Below are 15,320 nucleotides of genomic sequence, written 5' to 3' on the forward strand. Positions count from 1 at the left end.
GAATTAAGCCAGCGAAGCCAGCGCCTGATTGAAGGTCGCGCTCGGACGCATCACGGCTTTCACCTTGGCGCTGTCCGGCTGGTAGTAGCCGCCGATGTCGACTGCCTTGCCCTGGATTTCCAGCAGCTCGGCGACGATCTTCTGCTCGTTCTCGGCCAGGCTCTTGGCCAGCGGCGCGAAGTAGGCGGCCAGTTCGGCGTCCTCGGTCTGCGCGGCCAGTTCCTGGGCCCAGTACATCGACAGGTAGAACTGGCTGCCGCGGTTGTCGAGCTCACCGGTCTTCGGCGACGGCGACTTGCGGTTGTCCAGCAGCTTGCCGGTGGCGGCGTCCAGGGTCTTGGCCAGCAGCTTGGCTTTCGCGTTGCCGGTCTTGATGCCCATGTCTTCCAGGCTCACCGCCAGCGCCAGGAACTCGCCCAGCGAATCCCAGCGCAGGTGGTTCTCTTCGACCAGCTGCTGCACGTGCTTCGGTGCCGAGCCGCCGGCGCCGGTTTCGTACATGCCGCCACCCGCCATCAGCGGAACGATCGACAGCATCTTGGCGCTGGTGCCCAGTTCCAGGATCGGGAACAGGTCGGTCAGGTAGTCGCGCAGGATGTTGCCGGTCACCGAGATGGTGTCCAGGCCGCGGGCCACGCGCTCCAGGGTGTAGCGCATCGCGCGCACCTGCGACATGATCTGGATGTCCAGGCCGGTGGTGTCGTGATCCTTCAGGTAGGTCTTGACCTTCTTGATCAGTTCATTCTCGTGCGGACGGTACGGGTCCAGCCAGAACACGGCCGGCATGCCGGAGTTGCGGGCGCGGGTGACGGCCAGCTTGACCCAGTCGCGGATCGGCGCGTCCTTCACCTGGCACATGCGCCAGATGTCGCCCTTTTCGACGTTCTGCGACATCAGGACTTCGCCGGTGGCGAGGTCGGTGATGTTGGCGACGCCGTCTTCCTGGATCTCGAAGGTCTTGTCGTGCGAGCCGTATTCCTCGGCCTGCTGCGCCATCAGGCCCACGTTCGGGACGGTGCCCATGGTCTTCGGATCGAAGGCGCCGTGCCATTTGCAGAAGTTGATGATCTCCTGGTAGATGCGGGCGAAGGTCGATTCCGGAATGACGGCCTTGACTTCCTTCAGGCGGCCATCGGCGCCGTACATCTTGCCGCCGGCGCGGATCATGGCCGGCATCGACGCGTCGACGATCACGTCGTTCGGCGAGTGGAAGTTGGTGATGCCCTTGGCCGAGTCGACCATGGCCAGCGCCGGACGGTGTTCCTGGCAGGCGTGGATGTCGCGGATGATCTCTTCCTTCTGCGATGCCGGCAGCGTCTCGATCTTGGCGTACAGGTCGGCCATGCCGTTGTTGACGTTCACGCCCAGGCTGTCGAACAGCGCGCCGTGCTTCTCGAAGGCGTCCTTGTAGAAGGTGCGGACGCAGTGGCCGAACACGATCGGGTGCGAGACCTTCATCATGGTCGCCTTGACGTGCAGCGAGAACATCACGCCGCTGTTCTTCGCGTCTTCGATCTGCTGCTCGTAGAAGGCCAGCAGGGCCTTGCGGCTCATGAACATCGAATCGATGATCTCGCCGTCCTGCAGCGCGACCTTCGGCTTCAGCACGATGGTCTGGCCGCTCTTGGTGACCAGTTCCATCTTGACGTCGCGGGCCTTGTCGAGGGTCATCGACTTTTCGCCGTGGTAGAAGTCGCCGTGGGTCATGTGCGACACGTGGGTGCGCGAGGCCTGCGACCATTCGCCCATCGAGTGCGGGTTCTTGCGGGCGTATTCCTTGACCGCCCGCGGTGCGCGGCGGTCGGAGTTACCTTCGCGCAGCACCGGGTTCACGGACGAGCCGACGCACTTGCCGTAGCGGGCCTTGATTTCTTTTTCTTCGTCGGTCTTCGGATCGGCCGGGTAGTCGGGCAGGTTGTAGCCCTTGCCCTGCAGTTCCTTGATCGCCGCCTGCAGCTGGCCCACCGACGCGGAGATGTTCGGCAGTTTGATGATGTTGGCTTCCGGCGTCAGGGTCTTCTGGCCCAGGTCGGCCAGGGCGTCAGGCACGCGCTGTTCCGGCGTCAGGCGCTCGGGGAACTGGGCCAGGATACGCGCCGCAACCGAGATGTCGCTCTGCTCGATGCTGATGCCGGCAGGCTTGGTGAAGGTGCTGACGACGGGCAGGAAGGCGTGGGTGGCCAGCAGGGGCGCCTCGTCGGTTAAGGTGTAGATGATGGTCGAATCGCTGCTCATACGCTTTTTCCTCGGTGTTCGCGAAGGTAAGGGGAACTAATACTAAAAAGACATCTTCTGTCTGGGCTCGCGGATCACGCACGCCGTAAGGCGATGATCCTAACCGATCTAACCCGGCGCGAGGCGCTTTTCACCGCTTGCTGCTATTTGCTGCGCGGCTAAGTCTTATATAAGACAGAAGACAAGCGCCATATTATGCACCGCTTTTGTGCCGCTTACCATCTTTTCGAGCGCCACCGGCTCGTGCCTGTCGCACCGGATCGGCAGGGCGGCGCTTCAGGCCCCTGTCTTCATCCCGCATCGTGACATTTCGATAGCTTTCAGGGTGACCGCTCCAGTTACCATCCGTGTCGAACGCCACAAAACCAACAGTTCGATCCAACTGAGAGAAAACATGAAAAATCGTACGTTCTTCCTTGCCATCGCCTCGACGCTGGCCCTGGGCGCCTGCGGCGGCGGCGGCGGCAGCTCGGGCTCGACTGGCGGTTCCATGCCGGTGCAGACCTCGGCGCTGACGCCGATCACGGCGGCCAGCTCGACACAGACGGCGGCCACCGGCTACACGGCCGCCGCCCTGATCGACAACTCCTCGTCCTCGATCACCGATGTCCTGACCGGCGTGAGCATCGGCGGCCCCGGCATCAGCGCCGTGTCGCCGGTCATCAAGCTGGCGAAGCGCGTCGTCGGCCGGAGCGGTGCGCAACTGCTGACCGGCGTGACGATGTCCGAAAACTGCTCGGGCGGCGGCGCCGTCACGATCGACGCCAACCTGCGCAACGCGCAAACCTTCAGCAACGGCGATACCCTGACGCTGACCGCCAAAAACTGCGTCGAGGACGGCAACAACCTGAACGGCAACCTGACGATCACCCTGTCCGACGTCAGCGGCGACCTCGTCAACACCCCGGTCGGCACGGTGACGATGGACACCCGGTTCACCGGCTTCAGCATCGCCAGCGGCAGCGACACCGCCACCATCAACGGCGACATGAAGATCGCCTTCCGATCGGCGAGCGCGACCAGCAGTTCGCTCGCCATATCCGGCAAGTCGCTGCAGACCACCGAGCAGAAGACCGGCGCCGCCGTGGCCAACCTGACCCTCAGCGACTATTCCCTGACCGGCAACACCGACGGGACCACCACGACCAGCTCGGCCAGCCTCTCGCTGTCGGGCAATGCGAACGGCCTCGGCCAGTTTGCCTACACGGTGAAAAACATCCAGCCTTTCGTGAGCGTCGGCACGGCCATGCCGGGTTCGGGTTCGCTGATCATCAACGGCGCCGCTTCCTCGGTCACGGTCACCGCGCTGAGCGCCAGCAGCGTGCGCCTGGACTACAGCGCGAAGGGTGATGGCGCGATCACGCAAACCACGACGCTGGGCTGGAGCGAACTCCTCGCATCGATCTGATTCATGCAATCGCTCCAGCGCGCCGCCTGCATGGCGGCGCTGAGCGCCTTGTCCTGCGCGCCCGCCAGCGCGCAATGGCAGGGCAGCGTCGGCATCGGCGCCCGCAGCGCCACCCATACCGAATACGGCCTGGCCGGCCGCCAGCTGGTCCGCGAAAACGGCTGGCTGCCCGGCGCCAGCCTGGACGCCGGCTACCGGCGCGGCAGCCTGACCTGGTTCGGCGGCGCGGACTGGTACCAGGGCGGCATCGATTACCGCGGCCGCACCCAGGCCGGCAGCGCCGCCCAGTCGTCGACCTCGACCAGGCTGGCGTCGGCGCGCCTGGGCGCAGCGGCTGACTGGCGAAGCCATGCCATCCTGGCCGCGCTCGAGATCGACCACTGGAAACGCGACATCCACGGCACCGCGGCCGCCGCCGGACTGCAGGAACGCTACCGGTCCTGGCGCCTGCTGCTCGGCGCCGGCACGACCTGGCACCAGGCCGCCGGCGCGGTCTCGCTCGACGCCGCCGCGGTCCTGGCGGCGCCGGAGCACATGCGCATCGGCTTTTCAGGCCTGTTCGATCCGGTCTCGCTCGACACGCGCCGCGGGCACGGCCTGCGGCTCGGGGCCGCCATCCGCCCCGCCTGGCGCCCTGCCCTGCAATTGCGCGGCCGCTTCGACTGGCTGGCCGTGCCGCGCAGCGGCGACGCGGTCCTGAACGCGAACGGCGCCTTTCGCGGCACGGTCACGCAAGCGGAACATGTGCGCAGGGCGCTGACGCTGGAGCTGGCGACGGTGTTCTAGCCGGGGCCGCGCACTTTCCGCCCGTTCGCAAGTCCAAACCGGATGATGCTCGTGCGAACGGAGGAGCCGATGAAACTGATCGCCTCGGCGCTGCTGTCCGGCTGCGCCATCGTCGCCGGCTGCACCTCGCCCGCCGGCGCGCCGCAGGGCGCGCCCACGGCCTGCAAGAGCAGCAATGAGCAGGAAATCGCCGCCCTGTTCGAGCGCTGGAACCAGGCCCTGCAGACCGGCGACCCGCACCAGGTGGTCGCCAACTATGCGGAGCGGTCGATCCTGCTGCCGACCGTGTCCAACAAGCCGCGCCTGACGCCGGCGGAAAAAGAGGATTACTTCCAGCATTTCATGGAACAGCGGCCCGCCGGGAGGATCGACCTGCGCTTCATCGAGCTCGGCTGCAATGCGGCGGTCGATGCGGGCCTGTACACCTTTACCTACGCCAAGACAGGCGACGTGGTGCATGCCCGCTACACGTTTACCTATCGCTGGGATGGATCGCGGTGGCTGATCACGAGCCACCATTCGTCGGCGATGCCGGAGCAGTGAGGGCAGGGAGCCGGATGGCGAAGGTGGCGCCCTGGCCGCGGCCGGCGCTGCTGACGCTGAGCGTGCCCTCGTGCAGCTCGACGATGCGGCGCGCGATGTACAGGCCCAGCCCGAGTCCGTTGGCGTTGTCCTGCTGCTGCAGCCGGAAGGCGCCGAACACGTGCGGCAGGTCTTCCGCTTCGATGCCCTGGCCCGAATCGATGATGTCGATTTCGACCATGCCGCCGGCTTGCCGGATCTCGATGCGGATGATGCCGCCCACCGGCGTGAATTTCACGGCATTGAACAGCAGGTTCCAGATCACCTGCTGCAGGCGCCGGCCGTCCGCCTCGAAGCGGATATGGTCGCCGTAATCGCCAGGTGTCACCCGCACCAGGATGTCCTTGGCGTGCGCATGGGTTTCCACCGTCGAGATGGCGTCGCGCAGCACCTGGCCCAGCACGACCGGCGCGCGCGTGATCGACATCTGCCCGGTCAGCGTGCGCGCGGCGTCGATCAGGTCTTCGACCATCGCCACTTCCTGGCGCACGTGCAGGCGCATCGATTCGAGCCCGCTGACCGCTTTCGGCGGCAGCTCCGGCATCGTGCGCAACAGCAGGTCGATGCGCATCGAGATGGCCGACAGCGGCGTGCGCATCTCGTGCGAGACCGTCGCCAGGAACAGTTCGCGGGTGCGGTTCACGCGCGTCAGGTCGTCGATGGTTTCGCGCTGGCGGTCGAGCGTGCCCGAGAGCGTCTTCAGCAGGGCCGCATAGGTGCTCATGCGCTGGTCGGACACCGGCGCATCGAGGCGCGCCTCGTTCCACAGCAGATGGCCGGGCAGCCCGATCTGCTTGGCGATACGCTCGCAGGCGAGCGGCGAGCTGAAGTCGGCGAAACGCCAGCCGAACACCAGCACGCCGTAGACCTGGCCGCGCAACAGCAGCGGCTGGGTGCACACGCGGAAGCCTTCCTCGAACTGGCCCGCGACCGAACTTCCCTGCGCACACGCGGCCTGCACCAGCGTCCGCTCGAAGGCGGTGCCGGGGCCGTCCTCGGCCCACAGGGTCGACTGCTCGGCCAGCAGCTTCGCCATGCGCGAGCCGGTCAGCGGGCCGATGTGGCGCACGCCGGCCGCGTCATAGACCGACGTGACGAGGCCCGTCGCTTCCGTGAACTGCCGTAGCGGCGTCTGCCAGTCATCCCAGTCGACCGGCGGCTTGTCTGGCAGTTCGGCTGTGATCACCTGGGCTTTTCGGTCGGCAGCTGCGCCGAGTCGGGTAGCGGGGCGCCGCTGGCGACGGCTTCTTCGATGGCCGGGCTCTGGCGCGACGGCGAGCGGGACAGCAGGCCATAGTAGGACGAGAACGGCAACTGCGGCACGGCCTTGGTATTGCTGTCGCGTTCCTCGAGCAGCACCAGGCCGCCGACGCCGATCTCGTACTCGCGCGTGACCTGCACGTTGCGGCTGCCGCGCACCTTCGGCACGGCCAGCGCGCGGCGCAGCACGGTGGAGATCTCCACGTAGTTGAGCAGGATGATGTTATCGACCAGGTGCGAGCCCTTGAGTTCCTCGCTGATCTGCGAGACGCCCAGCAGTTCCGGGCTTTCATAGTTGAACAGGGTCGTGGCCAGGCGGTTCTTGAAGAAGCTGGCCAGGGCATACAGGTAGTCGGCCACCTCGCTGCTGCTGGTCATTTCGTACACGGCCACCGAATCGAGCATGATGCAGTCGATGTTTTCCTGCTCGACCAGCTTGACGATGCGGTCGAAGTGCACGTCCAGCTCGAGCTCCAGCGGTGATTCGTAGTGGATGAACAGCTGGCCCGCGTCGATCAGGCCCTGCAGGTCGAAGCCGAGCGACTTGGCGTTGCGGATCAGCTGGCGCGGGTGCTCGTCCAGGCTCACCAGCAGCGCCTTGTGGCCGTTCTTGATGGCGTCGCTCAGGAACTGGACGCTGAACACCGTCTTGCCGGTGCCGGAAATGCCGCTCACCAGCGTCACCGAGCCTTCGTAGATGCCGCCGCCCATCATCTTGTCGATGGCCGGCGAGCCGGTCGACAGGCGCCGTTCCGAGGTCGGCTGGTCGGGCGAGGTGACCGGGCGCGACTGCGCGCGGCGGTACACGTGCACGCCCACCTCCGGCTCGATCCGCATGGTGTGGCTGCCGCCGATGAAATCCTGGCCGCGCGACTTCATCACCGTCAGGCGGCGGGTCGCGCGACGCCGGGCTTCGCCGAGCGAGAGCGAGATGATGGTGTCGAACACGAAGCGCTCGTGCGCCAGCACGGCGGTCAGGGTTTCGTCGCGCTCGGCCGTGACCATGGTGGTCACGCCCAGGCGCGTGAGGCCTTCGATCAGCAGGTGCACGTCCTCGCGGAAGGGCATGTCGTGGACGTCGGCGTACAGGCGCAGCGGCGTCAGGCCGTCGATCAGCAGGCGCTTGGCGCCCATCCCCAGCAGCGCGGCGGCAAAGGCGCCGTCGCCGCTGCGGAACTCGCTCAACAGCACGGCGGGACTGGTCTGGATGATCTTGATCTTGCCCTGGTCGATCATGCCCTGCAGGTCCCAGTTGAAGCCGGCCGCGTCACGCAGCAGCTTGCCCGGGTCGAGCTCGAAGGACACGATGGCGCCCGGCTCGTCGTAGTCCTGGGCGCCGTGGTAAATGAAACCCAGCCCGAACGTGGTCTTGCCCGAACCGGGCGGCCCCTCGACGATCAGGTTGTTGTTTCGGGGAAAGCCTCCGTGCAGTACCTCGTCGAGTCCGGTAATGCCCGTCTTGACCAGTTCATTCATCGATTTGCCCTCTATAAGTGTGTCAGCTTAACATGCGGCGGCGCAACAGTCTCACTACTGTCTTGCCTGGCCCGCGCAATTGCATTCCTGATGTCCTGCAGCGTATAAGGCTTCTGGATGAATTCCACCGCCAGCGCCTGCAGCCGTTCGGGCGCCAGCACATAGCCGCTAGCCAGCACGATCGGCAACTGCGGACGCTGCGTGCGGAAGGCGGCGGCCAGGCCGATGCCGTCGAGCGAGCCGGGCATCATGACGTCCGACATCAGCACATCGATACCGGCGCAGCCCAGCGCCAGCGCGGCGTCGCCGCTGGCGGCCTGGACCACTTCGCAGCCGAGCGCCTGCAGCAGGGCCACCGCCTGCTCGCGCACCATCGGATCGTCCTCGACGCACAGGACGCGCAATCCGGGCGGCAGGCCGGCCTCGGCCTCGGCCTTGGCGGGCAGGGCGCATGGCGCTTCGGGCGCGCGCGGCAGCAGGATGCCTGCGGTCAGGCCGCCGGGGCGCTGCGCCAGGTAGGCATGGCCGCCGCTCTGGCGCGCGAAGCCCTGCACCTGGGACAGGCCGAGGCCCGTGCCCAGGCCGGCGGGCTTGGTGGTAAAGAAGGGCTCGAAGGCGCTGGCCGCGGTCTCGGCGCTCATGCCGCTGCCTTCGTCGGCCAGCGCCAGGCACACGTAATCGCCGGGCGGCACGGCGGCGTCCGGATAGCGGACATCGGGCAGGCTGCAGTTTTCCAGCATGAGCGTGACCGTTCCCCCGCGCGGCATGGCGTCGCGCGCATTGATCGCCAGGTTCAGCAAGGCCACTTCGAGCTGGGTCGGATCGGCGACGATCGGCCACAGCCCGGCGTCGGCGCAGACCTCGAGCGTGATCGCGGCGCCCAGCGAATGGCGCAGCAGGTCGCCCAGTTCGCCGATCTGCGCATGCAGGTCGATGGCGGTGCTGGCCAGCGGCTGGCGGCGGCCGTAGGCCAGCAGTTGGCCGGTCAGCTTGGCCCCCTTGGTGGTGGCGCGGCCGATGCTGGTCAGCGCACGCTCGATGCGGCTGTCGCCGGTCGTGCGGGTGAGCAGGCGCAGCAACTCGACGGCGCCGGAAATCACCTGCAGCAGGTTGTTGACATCGTGGGCGACGCCGCCGGTCAGGCGCCCCAGCGATTCCATGCGGCGCGCTTCCAGCAGGGCTGCTTCGGCGCGTTTGCGCTCTTCGATTTCGCGGGCCAGCGCCGCGCTGCGCTCCTCGACGCGCCGTTCGAGCTCGTCGGCATGGCCGGCCAGCGCCGCCAGCTGGTCGCGCACCTGGTATTGCAGCAGGCGGGCGCGGCGGGCCGAATCGAGCGCCATGCGCAGGGCCTCGCGCGACAGCGGCCGGTGGATCATCGTCACGTTGCCCAGTTCGGCCAGCGCTGCCAGGCGGCTGCCGGCACTGGGCGCGCGCTTGCTGCCGGTGAGGGCGAGGATGGGAATGTCCGACCAGATCGGCTGCGCCCGCAGCAAGGCCCCGAGCTCGGCGTGCGAGCAGGCCGCCAGGCCTTCCTCGGTGATCACCAGCAGCAGCGCGTGCTCGTCGACGCGCGCGTACAGGTCGGCCGCGCTGGCGCAGATCTCGCTAGGTATGCCGACCTCGTCGAGCACGGAACGCACAGCCTCGGCGTCGCGGCCGAACGGCGCCAGCACCGGCACCGTATGCGGCGCCGGGGAAACGAAAGCGGGCACGCTCATGGCATCAAACGGCTCCGATTACGCCGGCCATCAGGTTATGCACCGAGGTGATCTTGTCGCCGACTTCGACGCCGGCCTCGGTCAGCAGGAACTCGCGGATTTCATGGCTGTGCCGGCCATGGCGTTTCTTGAGCACGGCAATGGCCTTGCGGACGTCGCCGTCGCGTTCGTAGAAGCGCAGCGAGATCATGTTGTCGGTCATCAGGCTGAGGGCATCCGGCTCGCGCGAGGTGTCCAGGTTGGCCGAATGGGCGCCGATCACGATCGACATCACGCCCATGTTGGCGAGATAGGCAAACAGCTCGTTCATCTGCAGCAGCATGGCGCGCTCTTCGCGGATCACGTCCAGGTAGGAGTTGACGCTGTCGATGATCACCAGGCGCACATCGTGGTCTTCCACATGGCGGCGTACGCGCCACACGAAGGCCCCCGGCGAGATGCGCGACGGGTTGATGCGCGTGATCAGGAAGCCGGGCGGGTCTTCCTGGTCCTGCGCGCTGCCCATGTGCTTGATCATGCGCGAGCGCAAGGTCATCTCGCTTTCGTCGAAGGTGAAGTAGGCCGCCTTTTCGCCGGCGTCGATCAGCGACATCGCGTACTGCAGCGCCAGCGTCGATTTGCCGACGCCGGACGGGCCGACGATCATCGTCGAGGTACCGGAGCCGAGGCCGCCGCCGAACAGGGCATCCAGCCCGGGGGCATGGCTGAGCAGCTCGGAGGGCACGTGCGGACGGCGGTGCTCTTCCGCGATCAGGCTGGGGAAGACCAGCACTTCGCCGGTCGTGATGGCGAAGTCGTGCCAGCCGCTCTGGAAGTCGCCGCCGCGCAGCTTGGTGACGCACAGGGTGCGCCTGGCCGACCCGAAGGTGCGGTCGCGCATCTCCAGGCACAGCACCCCGTGCACGGCGCTTTGCAGCTCGTATTCGGGCGCGGCGGAGGTCTGGTCGTCGAGCAGCAGGATGGTGGCGCCCAGCGCGGTCAGCTGGTGGCGCAGCTGGATGATCTGGCGCCGGTAATGCGAACTGTCCTGGGCCAGCAGGCGGATCTCGGCCATCGAATCGATCACCACGCGTTCAGGCTGGTGGTCGCGCACCGTGGCGACGATGGCGTCGACCAGCTTGGACAACTCGCTGTCGGCAGGCAAGAGCACGCTTTGCTCCTGGTTGAGCGTCTCGTCGACCGGCATGCGCTCGCTGATATGGATGCCCTGGAGCGACCAGTTGTGGTTCTGCGCCGTGGCCAGCAGTTCCTGGCGTGTTTCCGACAAGGTAACGTACAGGCAGCTTTCGCCGGCCTTGGCGCCTTCGATCAGATAGCGCAAGCCGATGGTGGTCTTGCCGGTGCCTGGACGGCCTTCGACGAGGTGGATGCGACCGCGCAGCAGGCCCCCACGCAGGACGGTATCGAGCTCGGGAATGCCCGTAGGGAGGCGGGTAATGGATTGGACCACATCGTGCCTCTGTAGTTGGTTATTCGCTTCCGCGAAGATATACGCGGATTCTAACGCTCCCGTAACAGTTTGTTAGCACGATTGAAACATCAGGAACGCGTCCGCTTCGCGCCACACAAGCGCAAGCGCGCCATCCTTGAGCACGCAGGGCCTTATGCTGGTCCGACAAATGATGAGTGATCCCTGATGTGACCCCATGCAAGGAGATCCGCCATGAAGCTGCTGACGATGATTGCCGCCCTCGCGCTGGCCGCTTGCGCCTCGCCCTCGGGCTCCGGAAAGTACACGCAGGTGCCGCGCACTGAAACCTGCAAGCCGACCTCCGAAAAGAAGATCGCGGCCCTGTTCGAGCGCTGGAACGATTCGCTGCAGACGGGCGACCCGCACCAGGTGGTGGCCAATTATGCGGACGACGCGATCCTGCTGCCGACCGTGTCCAGCCAGCCCAAGCTGACCCAGGCAGAACGGGAAGAGTATTTCGAGAAGTTCCTGCTCGACGAACCGTCCGGCAGGATCGACCTGCGCCGTATCTACCTCGGCTGCAATGTCGCCGTCGATGCCGGCCTCTACACTTTTACTTTCGGCAGGACGGGGCAGGAAGTGCCTGCCCGGTACACCTTCACCTACCGCTGGGATGGCGAGGAATGGCGCATCACGAGCCACCACTCGTCGGTGACGCCGGAGCAGGAGTAGCCGCCCCGAATGTATGATGGTGCCCCGTTCGCCGTAGGCGACAGACAGGTAGGGAGGCAGGCAGGAATGGAAACGGCATCGTTGGAAGGCAAGGTCGCCATCGTCACCGGCGGCGGACGCGGACTCGGACATGCGATGACCCTGGGCCTGGCCCGGGCCGGCGCCAGCGTCGTCATCTCGGCCGCGCGCCAGACGGACGAGGTCCGCAGGGTCGCCGACGATATCAACGCGGTGCTCGGTGCGCGCCGTGTGCTGGCGCTGCAGGCGGACGTGACCCGGGAAGCCGATTGCCGGCGCCTGGTCGATGAGGCCATCGCTGCCTTCGACGGTCTGCACATCCTGGTCAACAACGCTGGTCGCGGCATGAAATACGTGAGCCCGACCTTCCTGACCGAAGCGACGCGGTTCTGGGAAGTCGACAGCGAAACCTGGCGGACGATCATCGATACCAACGTCAACGGTCCGTTCCTGATGGCCAAAGCGGCCGTGCCGCACATGGTGCGCCAGCGCTGGGGCCGCGTCATCAATATCACGATGAACCACGAAACCATGCGCCGCGCCGGCTTTTCGCCATACGGCCCATCCAAGGCCGCGCTCGAGTCCGAAACCGTGATCTGGGCCCAGGACCTGGCCGGAACCGGGGTCACCGTCAACGGCCTGCTGCCCGGCGGCGCCACCGACACCGGTATGATCCCGGACGGCGTAGCCGACGCCGTGCGCCGTCAGTTGCTGCGGCCGGAGGTGGTGGTCGAGCCGCTGCTGTGGCTGGCCTCGGAAGCCTCTGCGGAGATCACGGGCACGCGCTTGAACGCGGCGCGCTGGGACGGCGCCCTGCCGGCAGAACAGGCTGCCGCAGCCGCGCTTGAGAACGCGGGCTGGGTGTGAACGAACAATAAGAGCGCCTGACGAAACCTTCAGAGCAAGGCGCAGCTATGGAGGTTTTGTTCGGCGCTCTAAAGCTTGCCACAAGCTTTCCTTTGAAGCGGACCGATTCCAGCATGCTGCTCTTGCAAATAATGTCTGCCACAAAGAGTTCGGCGAACGGTTTTGCATCGGTCACTTGCAACAATAACATTTGCCACAGCCTGTCGGCACGTATGGGGTGCAAGCCAAAGCGCACCTAAGTCAAGTAGTTCCAATGCTCTTGCTATTTCGACCGCCCTTGTTTTCGCCCCATGCTATTAAGACAAGCAACAATGTGGAAACGAATAGCTGCCAGCCCGGTGGAAGATAACAAGATATCAACCCGGATGCCACTAATGCTGCAGCCATCATCCACTCAAAATGGCGACGTACTTTCAGGACGGCCTTTTGGTACAAGCCAATAGAGGCGACAATCAGAGCCGGCCCCCCAAACAGAAGCATGGTGATGCCAGGCTCATGAGTATGATTAGGATCATGAATGATCAGCTCGTTTGCGACCGCAACCGCGATTAGCCCAGCCGCTACGAACATCACGGTGTTCATTGCATGACGGGTCAAGCGGACCGGATTGTGAGTCATGTGAATGTGCGCAGCTACGCGGCGATTCGCAGCGCCAAACAGCAGAGAAAAGAGTGCGATATTCCCTGTCAACGCAGCGGTGCCAACGAGGGCGGTCGTGATCGACATACCAGCGTTGGAGATCGCGGCCCCTGTCGACAGTACCGCTTCTCCGAGCGCGATCATAAGGAACAGGCGGCATCGTTCGAGCATGTGCTCGCCATCGAACTCCAGCTGTTCAGAGCGTAACCAATGACCAGGTATTGGATGCGCCAGCCAGGTGCCAATCAATTCGATAGCGGTCGCACCACCCCACCATGCCAGTCGCGTTTCAGCTGTTGAACTGGCGCCGATGAGCCAGAGTGGAGTCGTCGTGATTAGCCACACCATCATCCGGGCGTAATGTGCGCGGTACAAGCGATCAGTCATGCTCACGATGCACCACAGGGTGCGGCCGAGCTGGATCGCAAGCATGGGCAGCGCAAATGCCCATGGAGAGTCAGTAAATGCCCTTGGGATCATCGCATTCATGAACAGCCCTAACAATGCCACGACCACCATCATCCACGCCGCAGATCGGTTGTCATCAACATGCACGTGTGTGGCTATCCAACTTGTAAATGACCATGCGGTAACAGTAGTTGCCAGCAAAATGAGAGTTTCAAGTGCATGACGCCAGGATAGCTCCGTCGCCAAATACATTGAGAGCTTTGTAAAGGCAAACGCAAATATCAGGTCGAAGAACAGCTCGAGAGGAGAGACCGGATATGACCCATCTTCGTGTCTTTGCATGTATACCTCATCGAAGCTGGCTGATGAAACAAACTCAACATTGGTGGGTCATTATGCGCCGGATCAGTAAATTTACAGTGAAAGCTGAAGTAACGAGGCTACCGAAATCACGGTGTCACGCGGTCGAATTTTTCCTCCCGACAGCCGTACGCCTCGATGATTCGAACGTTCATACGTGCATTTTGCAAATGATACTCAGCCCATTCCGGGTATCTCGCGGCTCTCGTACGTTCACATTGTGCGTCACGCCGCAGTGCATCAATCAATGCCGCCCGCTCATTATGGAACAGGGTTTTAGAAACAAAATCCATGCAGACTCCCAGTTTCATGTCCGATTCAATTACTTGCTGATTCAATTCTTTGCGACCTACCGCAAGTACATGCTGAAGTCCTGGCACTTGCGGCCTTGAAAATTCCTTGGCTGTCTTACACAGCCAAACAGATGTCGCGCGGATCAGCCCAGCTCGCCAAGGGGATGGATCTTGCGGGAAACCGCCGCACCCAACGCGTCTGCGCCGTTACCGACGATCGAAGAGACGCTGGCATCCTTCTCGCCTGCGTTTTCCTTTCCCGCCATGAGGTTCTCCTATTCCAGTGCGAGTGATACCAGTAATCTTCCTGTGGTTTCAGAAGATTCGTGTCATCAAAACTTGATATGAAGCGACAGATGCCCGTCTTGAGCTTGCTGATTGGGCAGGTAGGTTGCCCGAGAATCTGAACAAAAGCAGTGGTAAGTACAGTAGATGCTGGCCTGACTCAGAGGAAAGCCGGTTTGTCTACGTCAGAATTCGGCCTGTTGACTCCCACGTTGGCGCGTACCAGCTGTTCGGGGTGATCTACCAACGCGGCCACCAGCGCCGCCACGCTCTTGCGTGATACTTCGGTCCCTTTAAAAGGCTCGTCCCGGCCAGTAATTTCATAATCCACCTCATCCTCGTCCTGGAGCCAGGCGGGGCGCAAAATGGTGTAGTCGGAATCGGATGCTTCGATAAGGTCTGCGGATGTCCGATACCGAGGCAGGTACTGGCCAATCTCATTGCGATTCCACTCGCCGAACTTTCCCGGCACTTCATCATAGATGCCAAGCGAGTTCACAAAGATCAGCCGCGTGACACCGCTGGACTTCATCGCCGCCAGAATGTGCACCGTCTGCTTGTCCACCTCGCCCGCGAGATTGGCATAAACAATGTCCTTTCCCTCCATGAGACGGGGCAGCAGTTTCTTGTCCATGACGTCGCCAATGACAATCCTGGCATTCGGAGGTTCGGCACTGGTCAGTTTTTTGGCATCGCGTACGAGCAAGGTTTGCTCGACGTTCTTGCGTTCGCCCAGCATACGTACAACCCAACGAGCGATTTGACCACTGGCGCCCAGAATCAGTACTTTGGTCATGATGTCCTTCTTGAGTAACTGGGCCTCACCATCGGCGGCAAGGCCG

The 15,320-nt window shown here is 64.1% G+C and carries 14 protein-coding genes; 5 read left to right on the top strand and 9 right to left on the bottom strand.

Annotated elements, in window-relative coordinates; translation table 11 throughout:
• Positions 1–3: 3 nt before the first annotated feature.
• Positions 4–2,235, bottom strand: coding sequence for an NADP-dependent isocitrate dehydrogenase (locus AM586_RS15120; RefSeq protein ID WP_047826155.1), 2,232 nt, complete (start codon positions 2,233–2,235; stop codon positions 4–6).
• 394 nt (positions 2,236–2,629) lie between these two features.
• Here AM586_RS15120 and AM586_RS15125 point away from each other — a divergent pair, with 394 nt between their 5' ends.
• From AM586_RS15125 to AM586_RS15135, 3 genes are all read left to right on the top strand, one after another.
• Entirely contained in the window at positions 2,630–3,643 is a 1,014-nt protein-coding gene (locus AM586_RS15125) for a hypothetical protein (RefSeq protein WP_047826154.1), read from the top strand.
• 3 nt (positions 3,644–3,646) lie between these two features.
• Positions 3,647–4,429, top strand: a complete 783-nt coding sequence (locus AM586_RS15130) for a hypothetical protein (RefSeq protein ID WP_047826153.1) — start codon at positions 3,647–3,649, stop codon at positions 4,427–4,429.
• A 69-nt stretch (positions 4,430–4,498) separates the two neighbouring features.
• Complete coding sequence (locus AM586_RS15135) at positions 4,499–4,972, top strand: SgcJ/EcaC family oxidoreductase (protein ID WP_047826152.1); 474 nt, start codon at positions 4,499–4,501, stop codon at positions 4,970–4,972.
• Here AM586_RS15135 and AM586_RS15140 read toward each other — a convergent pair.
• Genes AM586_RS15140 through AM586_RS15155 form a run of 4 tightly spaced genes read right to left on the bottom strand, consistent with a single transcriptional unit; the run spans position 4,935 to position 10,915 of the window.
• A complete protein-coding gene (locus AM586_RS15140; RefSeq protein WP_052234411.1) occupies positions 4,935–6,197 on the bottom strand; it encodes a sensor histidine kinase KdpD in 1,263 nt (420 codons plus the stop codon). The two genes, AM586_RS15135 and AM586_RS15140, sit on opposite strands and share 38 nt — an antisense overlap.
• Positions 6,194–7,747: an ATPase domain-containing protein gene (locus AM586_RS15145; protein ID WP_047826151.1), complete on the bottom strand. Its 1,554-nt coding sequence runs from the start codon at positions 7,745–7,747 to the stop codon at positions 6,194–6,196. Before AM586_RS15145 ends, AM586_RS15140 begins: the two co-directional genes overlap by 4 nt.
• An 11-nt stretch (positions 7,748–7,758) precedes the next feature.
• Positions 7,759–9,465 carry a response regulator gene (locus AM586_RS15150; RefSeq protein ID WP_052234410.1) on the bottom strand — a complete coding sequence of 569 codons (1,707 nt, stop codon included), beginning with the start codon at positions 9,463–9,465 and terminating at the stop codon, positions 7,759–7,761.
• A gap of 4 nt (positions 9,466–9,469) precedes the next feature.
• Positions 9,470–10,915 (bottom strand): ATPase domain-containing protein, encoded by a 1,446-nt coding sequence (locus AM586_RS15155; protein ID WP_052234409.1) that lies wholly within the window; start codon positions 10,913–10,915, stop codon positions 9,470–9,472.
• A gap of 213 nt (positions 10,916–11,128) precedes the next feature.
• Here AM586_RS15155 and AM586_RS15160 point away from each other — a divergent pair, with 213 nt between their 5' ends.
• Both AM586_RS15160 and AM586_RS15165 read left to right on the top strand, forming a co-directional pair.
• On the top strand, positions 11,129–11,608 hold the full coding sequence (locus tag AM586_RS15160; RefSeq protein WP_047826149.1) for an SgcJ/EcaC family oxidoreductase: 480 nt from the start codon (positions 11,129–11,131) through the stop codon (positions 11,606–11,608).
• Between the two features lie 66 nt (positions 11,609–11,674).
• The gene (locus AM586_RS15165; protein WP_047826148.1) at positions 11,675–12,493 is read left to right on the top strand and encodes an SDR family NAD(P)-dependent oxidoreductase; all 819 of its coding nucleotides are present in this window, start codon (positions 11,675–11,677) and stop codon (positions 12,491–12,493) included.
• Positions 12,494–12,733: 240 nt separating this feature from the next.
• Here the strand turns inward: AM586_RS15165 and AM586_RS15175 are convergent, their stop codons facing one another.
• From AM586_RS15175 to AM586_RS15180, 4 genes are all read right to left on the bottom strand, one after another.
• A complete protein-coding gene (locus tag AM586_RS15175; protein WP_047826147.1) occupies positions 12,734–13,882 on the bottom strand; it encodes a low temperature requirement protein A in 1,149 nt (382 codons plus the stop codon).
• A gap of 107 nt (positions 13,883–13,989) precedes the next feature.
• Positions 13,990–14,211, bottom strand: a complete 222-nt coding sequence (locus AM586_RS28155) for a hypothetical protein (protein WP_156328260.1) — start codon at positions 14,209–14,211, stop codon at positions 13,990–13,992.
• Between the two features lie 125 nt (positions 14,212–14,336).
• Positions 14,337–14,459 carry a hypothetical protein gene (locus AM586_RS29080; RefSeq protein ID WP_257791519.1) on the bottom strand — a complete coding sequence of 41 codons (123 nt, stop codon included), beginning with the start codon at positions 14,457–14,459 and terminating at the stop codon, positions 14,337–14,339.
• A 179-nt stretch (positions 14,460–14,638) separates the two neighbouring features.
• Entirely contained in the window at positions 14,639–15,274 is a 636-nt protein-coding gene (locus AM586_RS15180; RefSeq protein ID WP_047826146.1) for an SDR family oxidoreductase, read from the bottom strand.
• Positions 15,275–15,320 lie beyond the last annotated feature (46 nt).

The organism is Massilia sp. WG5 (assembly GCF_001412595.2).
Classification (GTDB): Bacteria; Pseudomonadota; Gammaproteobacteria; order Burkholderiales; family Burkholderiaceae_D; genus Telluria.